Origin of the sequence: Mesorhizobium sp. B4-1-4, assembly GCF_006439395.2 — a bacterium.
Lineage (GTDB): Bacteria > Pseudomonadota > Alphaproteobacteria > Rhizobiales > Rhizobiaceae > Mesorhizobium.
The window spans coordinates 3588325-3601371 of record NZ_CP083950.1; the positions used below are offsets into that span (position 1 = coordinate 3588325).

Sequence of the window (13047 nt, forward strand, 5' to 3'; positions counted from 1 at the left end):
CTCAATTTGCCGAGCCGCCGGCGCGCATCTTGCCGATAGTGTTGGTGGTGCTCTTGCCGGCGACGAGATCGACCAGCACGACGCGCCCGCCGGCCTTCCGCACCACATCGGCGCCGACCACGGTGTCGATCGTGTAGTCCGCGCCCTTGACCAGAATGTCGGGAAGGAGCGCCTCGATCAGCGCCAGCGGCGTGTCCTCGTCGAACACCACGACGGCGTCGACCGAGGCAAGGGCCGCGAGCACGCAAGCGCGGTCATGCTGGTCGTTGACCGGGCGGCCCGGTCCTTTCAGCCGCCGCACCGAGGCGTCGCTGTTGAGGCCGAGCACCAGCCGATCGCATTGGCTTCGCGCCGCGTGCAGCAGGCTGACATGGCCGGCATGCAGGATGTCGAAACAGCCATTGGTGAAGCCGACGCTCAGACCCTCCTCTTTCCAGACCGCCACCATGCGCGCGGCCGATGTGGCATCGAGGATGGCATCCTTGTGGGCCGTCGGTCCATGCGAGCGGAACAGCGCGCCGGTGAGTTCCTCGACTGTCAGCCGCGCGGTGCCGCGCTTGCCCACCACGACGCCGCCGGCGGCATTGGCAATCGAGGCCGCGGCGACAGGATCGGCACCGGCGGCAAGCGCCAGCGCGAAGGTCGCGATCACCGTGTCGCCCGCCCCCGAAACGTCGAACACCTCCCGCGCCTGGGTGGCGATGTGGCGCGCTTCATCGGGCCCGACCACGCTCATTCCCTTTTCGCTGCGGGTCGCCACCACGAAGTCGAAGCCATGCGCCGAGATCAGCTGGCGGGCGGCGGCGACAATCTCGTCATCGGCGAACACCGCATGGCCGACGGCCTCGCTAAGCTCCTTGCGGTTCGGCGTGATCGCGGTCGCCCCGGCATAGCGCGCATAGTCGCGGCCCTTGGGGTCGACCAGCACCGGCTTGCCGGCCTCGTGGCAGATGGCGATCAGTTCGGCGGCGACGCCGTCAAGCAGGATGCCCTTGCCGTAGTCGGACAGGATGACGATGTCGGCCTTCGCAAGTGCCGCGCGGAAATGCCGGATCAGCTCCGCCCGCTCCGCCTCGTCCAGCGGCTTGATCTCTTCCTCGTCGAAGCGCAGCACCTGCTGGTTGAGCGCGCTGAAGCGGCTCTTCGACGAGGTCATGCGGCCGCGTTGCTGCGCCAGACCTGTCGTGTCGGCGCCGAGTTCGCCAAGCATCCGCACCAGGGTGTCGCCGGCTGTGTCGGTGCCGATCACCGAGACCGGAACGGCACGCGCGCCAAGCGACACGATATTGGCCACGACGTTGCCGGCGCCGCCCATGGCGGAGGTCTCGCCGCGCCCGTGCAGCACCGGGATCGGCGCCTCCGGCGAAATCCGCTCGATGACGCCATTGACGAAGCGGTCGAGGATGATGTCGCCGACCACCAGCACGGCGACGTCGCCAAAGCGCGCAATGGCGCGGTGCAGTGGTTCGGGAGAAGGCGGATTGTGCTTGATCATGTCACTGGCAGCGCGCTGGGAAAACCGTCTCTGGACTATATGGGATCGGTTGGCGGGACCGATCGTTCGTGCCTGCCGATATACCGCAATTCGAGCCGGTGCAACGGCGGCGCCGCGTCAGCTCTTCTGCAGGGCAACGTGGACGCCGAGCCCGACCAGCACCGCGCCGCCGGCCCGCTGCATCAGCCGCTGCGCCCGGCTCGAACGCCGCAACCGGCCGATCACGAGACCAGCCAGGAAGACGCAGACGATGTCGGCCGAGGAGAACATCAGGTTGACGATGGTGCCGAGCACGACGAACTGCAGCCAGACCGGAAACGCCGCCGAGGCATCTATGAACTGCGGCAGGAACGCCATGAAGAAGATCGCGGTCTTGGGATTGAGCACCTCGACGGTGATGCTCTCGAAGAAGGCGCGGCGAGCCGACTTGCGCTCGATGACGGGCAACGCCGCGTCACCCTCCCCGCGCTTGCGAAACAGCGAGACACCGAGCCAGATCAGGTAAAGCGCACCGACCAGCTTGACCGCCATGTAAAGCGGCGGAACGGCGTGGAACAGCACCGACAGGCCGGCAGCAGCGGCAAAGACGTGCACATAGCCGCCCAGATGAATGCCGAGCGCCGCCGTCAGTCCCGACCAGCGTCCGCGCGCCATGGTCTGCGCGGCTGCGTAGAGCATGGCCGGACCGGGAATGTAGGCGAAGATCGCCGTGGTGGCGAAAAACGCGATGAGCAGTTCGGTCGACGGCATTCTGTTGTCCCTTATGATCCTGCCCTGTCCGATTGCAGACCTTTCAGTCAGCCCGTGGGGTGGCTTTGGATTGGCCTGCGCGAACAGCCGCAATGAAAGCCGATATGACTTTTTTTGTGGAACGACGGACTGAATGCGCCGATACGCGCACCCGGTTCGAAATAGGCCGACGATTCCAGAATATCATGGTTGTACTCGTCGACTATGACCCAAAGGGGGATAGGGTCAAGGCCGGCGCGGCGGCATTCAATTTCCGGAACGCCAACGGCGATGCGATCACGGCCCGGCTGCGTGGAGGTGATGGCAAGGATGAAAAGGTTCGTGCCTCCGGCTTTTCCGGGAAGAACGGCGACAAAGGCGACAGGCCTCATCTTGCGGCCTTCGGTCTGGCGGTCTCCATGTTGGCGATGCCACAGATATGGATATCGCCAGACGTCTGCGGCGACCGGTTTAGTCACCGTTCAGTTCCGCGGCGTACTCCTCCAGCATCTCGACATGTTCCAGCGGTGCATCCTCCGCCGCGTAGGCGCGACGGCTATCGGTGCCGAAGCGCGCTTCGTAGGTCTCGATGCTCATCAGGACGTATCTCGGCTTGTTGTGGCGAGTGATGGAGACCGGCTGCTGGCTGGCGGCCGCGAGCACGTCGCCGAGATTCTGTTTCAGATCAGTCGATGGATAGTGTTTCATTGGACACTCCGTTTTGCCCATAATAGACAAAATGGACAAAACAGACAAGCCCGAACGGGCGAGCCCGAGCGACCGCCTGCTTTGTCGACAGCCCGGCTGGGCTCCCTTATAAGGACCGGAATCGCAAGCAACCAGAGGCCTTCATGATCATCGTCACGGGCGGCGCCGGCATGATCGGCTCGAACATCGTCGCCGCGCTCAACGCCGAAGGCCATGACGACATCGTCGTCGTCGACGACCTCACCGACGGCCACAAGATCGCCAACCTCGCCGATCTCAAAATCGCCGACTACCTCGACAAGGACGATTTCCTGCCCCGCATCGAGGCCGGATCGCTCGGCCGCATCGAGGCCGTCTTCCACCAGGGCGCCTGCTCGACCACCACCGAATGGAACGGCAAGTTCATGATGGAGGTCAACTACGCCTATTCGAAGCGGCTGCTGCATGCCTGCCAGACGCTGCGCGTGCCCTTCCTCTACGCCTCTTCCGCGTCCGTCTATGGCGGCGGTTCCGAATTTCGCGAGGAGCCGGCGCTGGAGCGGCCACTCAACGTCTATGCCTATTCGAAGAAACTGTTCGACGACTATGTCAGGCGCACCGCCTTCGACATTGACCATTCGCAGGTCGCGGGCCTGCGCTACTTCAACGTCTATGGCCCGCGCGAGGCGCACAAGGGCGCCATGGCCTCGGTCGCCTTCCATCTGTTCAACCAGGTCGAGCGGGGCGAGAACCCGAAACTGTTCGGCGCCTATGATGGCTTCGGACCGGGCGAGCAGAGCCGCGACTTCATCCATGTCGGCGACGTCGCCGACGTCAATCTGTGGCTGTGGAAACGGGGGACTAGCGGCATCTTCAACTGCGGCACCGGCCGCGCCCAGCCGTTTCGCGCCATCGCCGAAACCGTGATCGACACGCTGGGCAAGGGCGAGATCGAGTTCATCGAATTCCCCGACCACCTCAAGGGCAGCTACCAGAGCTTTACGCAAGCTGATATGTCCCGTCTGCGCGCGGCCGGTTATAACGGTCAATTCCGGAGCGTCGAAACTGGCGTCAGAGACTATGTCGAATGGCTGAAAGCCCAACGATCCTCGTGATCGGCCCACGCTGGGTGGGCGATATGGTGATGGCGCAGTGCCTGTTCTCGGCGCTGAAGGAGCTCCATCCCAACGCCGTGATCGATGTGCTGGCGCCCGCCTGGGCCGCCCCGCTGGTCAAGCGCATGCCTGAAATACGCCAGCAGATCGACTTTCCGCAGAAGCCCGGCGCGCTCGAATTCACCCATCGCCGCCGTTTCGGCCGCCTGCTGCGCGGCCGCTACGACATGGCTTATATCCTGCCGGGCAGCTGGAAATCGGCGCTGATCCCGTTCTTTGCCCGCATTCCACGCCGTTTCGGCCATTTGCGTGAAATGCGCTATGGGCTGCTGACCGACATCGTGCCGCTGCCCGATGCCGTGAAACGGCGCACCGCGCAGGCCTATTTCGGCCTCGCCCAGGGCGGCACTTTCCGCGCGCCCCAGCTGACCGTGGATGCGCAAAACCAGGCTGTCCTGCTCGAGCGTTTCGGGCTGACGCCGCAAAAATTCGTGGCCCTCATGCCCGGCGCCGAGTTCGGCCCGGCCAAGCGCTGGCCGAGCGAAAGCTATGCCGGCCTTGCCCGCGAGTTCATGGGCAAGGGCTTGAAAGTCGCGCTGTTCGGATCGAAGAACGACCGCGACGTGACGGCGGAGATCGCGGCCCTCGCGCCTGGCGTCGTCGACCTCGCCGGCCAGACGCGGCTGGAGGACGCCATCGATCTGATCGCCGCCGCTAGGCTGGCTGTCTCTAACGACAGCGGACTGATGCATGTCGCCGCGGCTGTCGGCACGCCGATCGTTGCCGTCTATGGTTCGACCTCACCTGAAAACACGCCGCCGCTGGCGGAGCGCCGCGAACTGGTCTGGCTAGGCCTGTCCTGCTCGCCCTGCCACCGCAAGGTCTGCCCGCTCGGTCACCTCAATTGCCTGAAGACGTTGGAAGTCGGGCGGGTCGCGGCGGCGGCCGACCGGCTGCTGGAACTTCCGGCCACGGCATGAAGGTCCTCATCGTCAAGACGTCGTCGATGGGCGATGTCATCCACACGTTCCCGGCTGTCGAGGATGCCAGCCTCGTCAGGCCGGACATATCCTTCGACTGGTGCGTCGAAGAGGCGTTCGCCGGCATCGTGGCGCTGCATCCGGCGATCGGCAGGATCCATACGGTCGCCATCCGGCGCTGGCGCAAGGCGTTGTTCAATGGCGGCACCTGGCGCGAAGCGGCCGCCCTGCGCCGCACCTTACGCGCATGCCGCTATGACTTGGTCATCGATGCACAGGGCCTGCTGAAATCGGCGCTTGTGGCCCGGCAGGCCAGCACGCCGATTGCCGGCTTCGACCGGTCGAGCGCGCGAGAGCCTTCGGCCACGCTGTTCTATGACGTCACCTATAATGTGCCGCGTGACCTGCACGCCATCGAGCGGACAAGGCGGTTGTTCGGACTGGCGCTTGGCTACCAACCCGATCTTGCGACGCTCAATTCCGGCATTGTGCCCCCGGCTGGCACCATCGCCACCACCATCAGAGGCAAGACCGCCTTCCTGCTGCACGGCACCAGCCGAGAGGACAAGAAATGGCCGGTCGAAGACTGGATCGGAACCGCCCGGCTGCTGGTCGAACGAGGCATCACGCCGGTCACCACCTGGTCGAATGAGCGCGAGAAGATGGTGGCCGAGGCGATCGCCAAGGCCGTGCCACCCACGATGGTCATGCCAAGATCACCGCTCGCCGACATCGCCGGCGTCCTCGGCCGCTCGACGCTGGTCATCGGTGCGGACACCGGGCTGACCCATCTAGCCAGCGGCTTCGGACTGCCGACAGTCGCGGTGTTCCTGGCGACGGAGCCGGGGCTGACGGGGCCGCGCGGACCCTACGCGTCAACGCTGCTGGCCGCCCCCGGCGGTCGTGTTGCGCCAGCGGAAGTGATAGCGGAGGCGGAGAGATTGATGGAGCTTAGCCAGGCAAATATCGGCGAAGATTGATTTTTCGATCGAATCAATCGGAAAGGTCGGCGCAGCCCCTCATCCGCCTGCCGGCACCTTCTCCCCGTATAGTGACGGGGAGAAGGAACGCCGTCATTGATCGTTTCGCTAATCGCCAGCGTTGTAAGAAGGCCGCCAAGGTTGCGGCCAGCTCTCTTCTCCCCGTCACTATACGGGGAGAAGTGCCCGGCAGGGCGATGAGGGGCAGCGCCGACCTGGCTTGAAGCGCGGACAGGACGAAACCGCGCCGTCAAATTCGTTAAATGAACTGCACCTGGACGATCTCATAGCCGCGCGCACCACCTGGCGCATTGACCTCGATGGCGTCGCCGACTTCCTTGCCGATCAGCGCCCGCGCGATCGGCGAGGAGATCGAGATGCGGCCGGACTTCACGTCGGCTTCCTGGTCGCCGACGATCTGGTAGGTCTTCTTTTCCTCGGTGTCCTCATCGACCAGCACGACGGTGGCGCCGAACTTGACCTTGTCGCCGCTGAGCTTGGTGACGTCGATGACTTCGGCGCGCGCGATCAGGTCCTCGAGTTCGTTGACGCGGCCCTCGTTGAGGCTCTGCGCCTCCTTGGCGGCGTGATATTCGGCATTTTCGGACAGGTCGCCATGCGAGCGCGCTTCAGAGATCGCCTCGATGATGCGCGGCCGCTCTTCCTGCTGGCGCCAACGCAGTTCTTCCTTCAATGACGCGAACCCCTCGCCTGTCATCGGGACCTTGTTCATGATGCCTGACCTTTCTGCCGCCGCCCCCGCGTTTCGGGGGAAGCCTCGTCGTTGGGTACAAAAAGAAAACGGTCCGGCAGCCTCGGGCTAACGGAACCGTTTCACCGCAATTTCCCCCAATATAGCAATCTTCGCGAGTTTTTCACGCCCAAAAAAGTGGTTTTGCAAAAATCGTCACCGCTTTCGCGAGCCGGGTGACGGCGAGGCAAGGCGGCGACAAAAAACGGCCGCGATCGCTCGCGGCCGCTTCGAGAGCCTTGGAAGCCAGGTCAGCTCCGCATGAAATGGTTGATCTGCTCGGCCAGCATGCCGTATTCGCGCGACCCCTTGCCGGTACGCTTCTCGATCTCCACCAGCTGCTGCTGGGCGCCGGCCAGATCGCCAATCTGGAGATGCGCTTCGCCGAGATATTCCCGCACCAGCGTATAGTTGGGGTCGATGCGCAGGGCTTCCTCGTAATAGCCGAGGCCTACGGCGACACGGCCGGAATGACGGTGCGAATAGCCGAGATAGTTGAGGATGCGCGGATCCTGCTTGTTGGCGGCAAGGGTGAGCACCGAGATCGCCTCGTCATAGCGCCCGGCCATCGCCAGGTCGTGACCGGCTTCATAGATGCTGTCGTCGTCCAACATGCCTTCCTGGGGCGCGACGCACTTTTTCTTCTTCTTGTCCCAGACCTCGCCCTTCTTGCACTGGGTGACAGTCTGGCCGCCGCCCGAACTGTCGCCGCCCGCGGCGAACGCCGGAACGGCAAGAAACTGCAGAGCGATTAGCGCGCTCGCCGTCTGGATCAGCACTCTTTTATGCATCGAAGCCTCCTGGAGGGGTGAGAATAGAACACTAACGCCAAGTGGTTCGCGTTTCATCCCGGAAAAGCAGGCCTGGAGAACATGAGGTGACGGATGGCGCAAATTCGGTATCATCGCGGATCGAATGAAGACTGAGCCCACGGAGACGGCCCGTGCAGCAACGGCTTGAGAAGAACTGGGAACTTTCGATCGGCCCCGACACCGTGCGCCTGTTCATCCTCAAGGCCAAGGCGCTGAGTGCGGCCGTCAACGAGGATTATGCCGACGGTGCCGAACACGAGATCGAGTTCGATGGCGACACGCACGACAATCACCATCATGACGGCCTTTCCGAGGAGAGTTCGGAAAACCTGACCGAAGAGGAACTGCGCGAACTGATCAACGACCTCAATGTCGATGAAGCCGCCGAACTGATCGCGCTCGCCTGGGTCGGGCGTGGCGACTACGACCCCTCGGAATGGTCGGATGCCGTGACCGCGGCGCGCGAGCGCCCCAACAGGCGCACGGCAAAATACCTGCTCGGCATGCCGCTGCTTGCCGACTGGCTGGAAGAGGGGCTGGAAGCGATCGGCGCGTAACGCTGAAGTAACCGATTGTGATCGCCCGAAGCGGCCGCGCACGCAACTTCGGCATGCCGGTGCCGTTTCGGAGCGATGGCAACGCTGCGCTCTTCCCGAAGGTACCGGATCGCAATGGTCATGGCGGCGACAGTTCTGCTGGCGGCGCCGGCCGACGCCAAACATCGTCACAGGCATTACAAGCCGCTTTCACCGCGAGTGGAGCAGCCGCTGACGCCGCGGGTCGACCAGCCCCTGAAGCCGCGGGGGAAATCGCGGCGCAAGCAGCCGAAACCGAGGGGCGAGCAACAGATCACGCGCAGCCCCGCCCAGCAGACGACGCAGCCTCCGCTGCCATCGCCCGCCGATGTTCCCCTGCCGGAGCAACGTCCCGCAGGCTCGCCAAACACGGAAAAAAGCCCGAAAACGGAAGAACAGAACACCGAGGCCCCAAAGAGCGGCGGGGCTTCCAATCAGTTCAATGAAGAAAAATCCCGTTACAAGAAACAGGCGCTCCCCGAACCGCAAGCCAACATGGAAAGCGAGCCGGAGCCACCGGCCGTGGCGCCAATACCGACACCAAAGCCCGATGACCAGGAGCCCGAGGCCCAGCCGCCTGACGTCGCCCCGCAACCACCTCAGAAGCCGGCCGATAGCGGCGACCAGAAGATGCTTCCCGACCCGCGCTCGGCCGACCTGCCGGCGGACAAGATGCCCGCGGAGGAAGTTGCCTGCCGGGAACGGCTGAAGGCGCTCGGGGTCGAATTCGAGGAGCACAAGGCGGAAAGCAATCCCGAAATCGGCTGTTCGATTCCCTATCCCCTGGTGCTGAAGTCACTCGGCAAGTCGATCGCGATTGCCCCCGGCACCGAACTCAATTGTCCGATGGCCGAGGCAACGGCGCGTTTTGCCGCTGACGTCGTCCAGCCGGCGGCGAAAGCCGAATTCGGCGCCGACCTGAAATCGATCGGCCAGGCATCGGCCTTCGTCTGCCGGCCGCGACACGGCGCTGGGAAACTGTCGGAGCACGCTTTCGGCAACGCGCTCGACATCGCGAGCTTCACCCTATCGGACGGCAGGACAATCGAGGTCGGCCTGACCCCGCCGGAGAAGGAGGGCAAGTTCCTCGACGCAATCCGCAAGGCCGCCTGCGGTCCGTTCAAGACCGTGCTTGGACCCGGCGCCGACGCTGACCACGCCTTGCATTTCCATTTCGACCTCGAACCGCGCCGCCATGGCGGCACGTTTTGCCAATGAGCATTGGCTGTCAGCCGCAGGTGCCGCAATTCAGCCGCAGGCATGAACGCGGCCGCTGAGTTTTCCTTTACCCTTGATCGTTAAAATACCGAATATCCGGGCCATGATCCCGAAAAGCGGAAACCGGTTTTCGGAAAAGATCATGATCAGGCAAAGGTAGGACCTGGTCAGGATCAGGTTCGGGGACAGGATTCCGCCAATGGCCGGCAAATTTCGCGCCGTGTTTCTCTCCATAGCGCGCCAACCCAGACCTGCGGCGCTGCTGGCCACCGGCCTTGCGCTGGCCACGGTTTCGGCCTGCAACACCGGCAACGTGCTGTCGCTCGAACCGGCCGTGGACGTCGGCTCGCAGACCGCGGCCGTGCCGCAATATTCGGGGGATGCAGAGGCTTGTCCCGTCCAATCCCTACATGACGCAGGCCGCTTATCCGCGCATGGACACCCCGATGTCACCGACCGAACAGATGCCGGCCAGCGAGACAGACTGCCGCCAGCAGCTGAAGCGCCTCGATGTTGCCTACACCGATCTGGCGCCGATCCATGAAGGCCAGTGCGGCATCGACTATCCGGTCAAGGTCTCGGCCATCGGCAGCGTCGAGATGAAGCCCGCCGCGACGCTGACCTGCGATATGGCCGCCACCTTCGCCGCCTGGACGAAGAATGAACTGGTTCCCTCCGCCCGCTGGCGCTACTTCTCCGGCGTCAAGACCATCCACCAGGGATCGAGCTATTCCTGCCGCAACATCGCCGGCGAAGGCGTGCTGTCCGAGCACGGCAAAGGCAATGCGCTCGACGTCATGAGCATCGAGCTCAACAATGGCGATGACATCGACGTGCGCAAGCCCGGCCTGTTCGCCTTCCGCACGCGCGGCTTCCTCAACAATGTGCGTGCCGACGGCTGCCAGTATTTCACCACCGTGCTCGGCCCCGGCTACAATTACGACCACCGCAACCATTTCCATTTCGACATCAAGAACCGCAAGAACGGCTACCGCGCCTGCCGCTGATGCATGTCGCCCAAAAATGACCTCGGTCTTGGGAAAACGACATGCATGAAAGCAAGAGTCCAAAGCGCGTCGGCCGCAATGGCGGTCGTGATCCCTACCCCACCGACGGCAAGGCAATCATCGGCGTGTTGAAGCAGCCGCGGTGACTCGCGTCACGTCGTGGCGATCGCGATCTTGCCGAATCGACAGCCCCACACATTGTCGTGCGCGCCGTCTGGCCGGTAACGCGCGCTCACGCCAAAGGTGCGGGTTGTCGTCTATGCCCTTGTCGAACACTTTTCGGCGCCGCCGTGAGACAACGCGTGAAAGACACGCGTCATATTCTAAAAATGACGGCGGACTATTTTCGAGCGGCCCGACGCAATGCTATTGAGCCCTCATGCTATACGTTGAAATCGCTATCGTGGTCGTCCTCATTTGCGTGAACGGCCTTCTGGCAATGTCCGAGCTCGCCATTGTCTCGTCACGGCCAGCCCGGCTCAAGGCAATGATCGACCGCAATATCAACGGCGCCGGCCGTGCCCTGGCGCTCGGCTCCGATCCCGGCAAATTTCTGTCCTCGGTGCAGATCGGCATCACCCTGGTCGGTATCCTCTCCGGCGCCTTCTCCGGCGCCACGCTGGGGGATCGACTGGCGGTGTTCCTGGCCTCGACCGGCATCCGCGAAAGCATAGCCGACCCGCTCGGCGTCGGCATCGTGGTCGCCATCATCACCTATTTCTCACTGATTGTTGGCGAGCTCGTGCCCAAGCAGATCGCCTTGCGCGATCCCGAGCGGGTTGCCGTCCGCGCGGCGCCCGCGATGACCATCCTTGCCACCGTTTCGGCGCCATTGGTGTTCCTGCTCGACGTTTCCGGCCGGGCTGTCCTGTGGCTGCTCGGCCAGCGCGGGGAAAGCGAGGAGAAGGTCACCGACGAGGAGATCAAGATGCTGGTCGCCGAGGCCGAGCATCACGGCACCATCGAATCCGACGAGCGGCGCATGATCGCCGGCGTCATGCGGCTTGGTGACCGCGCCGTGCGCGCCGTGATGTCGCCGCGCACCGACGTCGACTGGATCAATCTGCAGTCCGACGATGCCACGATCCGCAAGCTTTTGATGGAGACGCAGCATTCGCGTCTGCCGGCCGGCGACGGCAACGTCGACGCCATGATCGGCGTCGTCCAGACCCGCGACGTGCTGGCGGCGCTGCTTGGCGGCCGCGCGCTCGATCCGCGCAAACATGTGCGCGCGGCACCCATCGTCCACGACCAGGCCGATGCACTGGACGTGCTGCAAAAGCTGAAGGAATCCGACGTGCCGATGGCGCTGGTGCATGACGAATACGGGCACTTCGAAGGCATCGTCACCCCTGCGGACATCCTCGAGGCCATCACCGGCGTTTTCCGCTCGGATCTCGAAGCCGGCGAGGAAGAAAACGCCGTCCAGCGCGACGACGGCTCATGGCTGCTCGCCGGCTACATGCAGGCCGACGAGATGGCCGAGGTCCTCGGCATCGACCTGCCGGAAAACCGCGACTATGAGACCGTCGCCGGCTACGTGCTGTCACACATGCATCATTTGCCAACGACCGGCGAATGCGTCGACGCTCAAGGCTGGCGCTTCGAAGTGGTCGATCTCGACGGCCGCCGCATCGACAAGCTGATCGCCACCCGCCTGCCGAGCGGCCACCGCGAGGTGGTACGCTGATAACAGAGGTCAAGCTGATCGAGATAGCCGCGAGGATCAGACCGGGGACCCTGCGGCTTTCCCAAGTTCCGCTAGCCGTCTGACTCGAGGCAACTTGCTCCCTCAAACCGTGGCTTCGATTGGTTCTGCAAGTCTGGGGTTTGAGCGCGTGGCGATCAGGCAGCTGGCCACGATGAGGCCTGCTCCGCCCAGCGTGGTCCAGGTCACCGCCTCGTCGAAGAAGAGGAAGCCGAGCATGATCGCCCAGATGAAGGCCGAGTATTCCGTCGGGATCAGATATTGCGCTTCGGCGCGGGCATAGGCCCAGCTCATCAGGAATTGGCCGGCGAGTGACAGTGCCGTCACTCCGGCAAGCGGAAGCCAGAGATTGCCCGGCAAGGCGATGGCGAGCCAGGGCGCGGCAAAACCAAGGATCACCGCAACGCAAAGGTTCTGGAACAGCATGATCTCGATTGGCTTGGCCACCAGCGCCTGTTGCCGCGCAAGGATCAGATTGTAGGCGTAGAACACGGTCGACACGAGCACCGCGGCCGTCCCAAGCAGGGCATCGCCGGCATAGCTTCTCTGTCCGAACTGTCCGGCCACGATGATTGCGACGCCCGCCATCCCGGCCAATGAGGCCCAGATCGCCTGCCGCTGTATCCGCTCGCCCAGCAAAAGCGCGGCCAGGAGAAGCGCAAACAGGGGCGCCACGAAACTAAGCCCGATCGCCTCTGCCAGCGGCAGCCTGGCAAGCCCCCAGAAGAAGGACAAAAGGACGATGCCGACAACAGCGGCCCGCAGCGCATGCAGCCTCAGCACCGAGGGAGCAGGAAGCAAGCGCGGCCCCGCCAACCAGCCCGTGCCCGCGACCACGGTCGCCAGCATGCTGCGCCACAGGACCGTGTTGTAAACGCCGACAGCGATGACCAGCACCTTCATCGCGGCATCCATGCCGGACAGGAGGAAAATGCCAAGCGCGCATACGAGCACCGGGATCATCGGGGAAACGGCGCCGGACAGGCTGGA

At 63.9% G+C, this 13047-nt stretch carries 14 protein-coding genes and 1 pseudogene; 7 read left to right on the forward strand and 8 right to left on the reverse strand.

The annotated features are described in order from the left end of the window. Position 1: 1 nt before the first annotated feature. The 4 genes from rfaE1 to FJW03_RS17125 form a co-directional block, all read right to left on the reverse strand. Complete coding sequence (gene rfaE1 / locus FJW03_RS17110; protein ID WP_140763420.1) at positions 2-1495, reverse strand: D-glycero-beta-D-manno-heptose-7-phosphate kinase; 1494 nt, start codon at positions 1493-1495, stop codon at positions 2-4. Positions 1496-1612: 117 nt separating this feature from the next. Continuing rightward, positions 1613-2245, reverse strand: a complete 633-nt coding sequence (locus FJW03_RS17115; RefSeq protein WP_140763417.1) for a LysE family translocator — start codon at positions 2243-2245, stop codon at positions 1613-1615. 47 nt (positions 2246-2292) lie between these two features. After that, complete coding sequence (locus FJW03_RS17120; RefSeq protein WP_226890384.1) at positions 2293-2703, reverse strand: hypothetical protein; 411 nt, start codon at positions 2701-2703, stop codon at positions 2293-2295. Further along, positions 2696-2932: a type II toxin-antitoxin system Phd/YefM family antitoxin gene (locus tag FJW03_RS17125; protein WP_140763414.1), complete on the reverse strand. Its 237-nt coding sequence runs from the start codon at positions 2930-2932 to the stop codon at positions 2696-2698. Before FJW03_RS17125 ends, FJW03_RS17120 begins: the two co-directional genes overlap by 8 nt. Before the next feature lie 143 nt (positions 2933-3075). On the opposite strand from FJW03_RS17125, the gene rfaD reads away from it, so the two are divergent. The 3 genes from rfaD to waaC are packed head-to-tail and all read left to right on the forward strand — an operon-like array spanning position 3076 to position 5986. Next, positions 3076-4026 (forward strand): ADP-glyceromanno-heptose 6-epimerase, encoded by a 951-nt coding sequence (gene rfaD / locus FJW03_RS17130; RefSeq protein ID WP_140763411.1) that lies wholly within the window; start codon positions 3076-3078, stop codon positions 4024-4026. Then, complete coding sequence (gene waaF / locus FJW03_RS17135) at positions 3999-5006, forward strand: lipopolysaccharide heptosyltransferase II (protein WP_140763408.1); 1008 nt, start codon at positions 3999-4001, stop codon at positions 5004-5006. Before rfaD ends, waaF begins: the two co-directional genes overlap by 28 nt. Further along, positions 5003-5986 carry a lipopolysaccharide heptosyltransferase I gene (waaC, locus tag FJW03_RS17140; protein WP_140763405.1) on the forward strand — a complete coding sequence of 328 codons (984 nt, stop codon included), beginning with the start codon at positions 5003-5005 and terminating at the stop codon, positions 5984-5986. The genes waaF and waaC overlap by 4 nt, the downstream gene beginning before the upstream one ends. A gap of 259 nt (positions 5987-6245) precedes the next feature. Here the strand turns inward: waaC and greA are convergent, their stop codons facing one another. Beyond that, positions 6246-6719: a transcription elongation factor GreA gene (greA, locus tag FJW03_RS17145; RefSeq protein WP_008877613.1), complete on the reverse strand. Its 474-nt coding sequence runs from the start codon at positions 6717-6719 to the stop codon at positions 6246-6248. Positions 6720-6988: 269 nt separating this feature from the next. Further along, the gene (locus FJW03_RS17150) at positions 6989-7528 is read right to left on the reverse strand and encodes a tetratricopeptide repeat protein (protein WP_140763402.1); all 540 of its coding nucleotides are present in this window, start codon (positions 7526-7528) and stop codon (positions 6989-6991) included. Between the two features lie 152 nt (positions 7529-7680). Between FJW03_RS17150 and FJW03_RS17155 the strand changes: the two genes are divergently transcribed. Then, positions 7681-8106, forward strand: coding sequence for a DUF3775 domain-containing protein (locus FJW03_RS17155; protein WP_140763399.1), 426 nt, complete (start codon positions 7681-7683; stop codon positions 8104-8106). A 198-nt stretch (positions 8107-8304) separates the two neighbouring features. Further along, positions 8305-9342 carry an extensin family protein gene (locus tag FJW03_RS17160; protein WP_226890702.1) on the forward strand — a complete coding sequence of 346 codons (1038 nt, stop codon included), beginning with the start codon at positions 8305-8307 and terminating at the stop codon, positions 9340-9342. Positions 9343-9372: 30 nt separating this feature from the next. On the opposite strand, the gene FJW03_RS17165 is transcribed toward FJW03_RS17160, so the two are convergent. Then, positions 9373-9654 (reverse strand): hypothetical protein, encoded by a 282-nt coding sequence (locus FJW03_RS17165; protein WP_181173243.1) that lies wholly within the window; start codon positions 9652-9654, stop codon positions 9373-9375. On the opposite strand from FJW03_RS17165, the pseudogene FJW03_RS17170 reads away from it, so the two are divergent. Next, a pseudogene (locus FJW03_RS17170) lies at positions 9542-10349 on the forward strand (extensin family protein). The gene FJW03_RS17165 and the pseudogene FJW03_RS17170 overlap by 113 nt on opposite strands. Before the next feature lie 379 nt (positions 10350-10728). Next, positions 10729-12039: a hemolysin family protein gene (locus FJW03_RS17175; RefSeq protein ID WP_140763394.1), complete on the forward strand. Its 1311-nt coding sequence runs from the start codon at positions 10729-10731 to the stop codon at positions 12037-12039. A gap of 102 nt (positions 12040-12141) precedes the next feature. On the opposite strand, the gene FJW03_RS17180 is transcribed toward FJW03_RS17175, so the two are convergent. Continuing rightward, complete coding sequence (locus FJW03_RS17180; RefSeq protein ID WP_140763701.1) at positions 12142-13020, reverse strand: DMT family transporter; 879 nt, start codon at positions 13018-13020, stop codon at positions 12142-12144. Between the last annotated feature and the right edge of the window lie 27 nt (positions 13021-13047).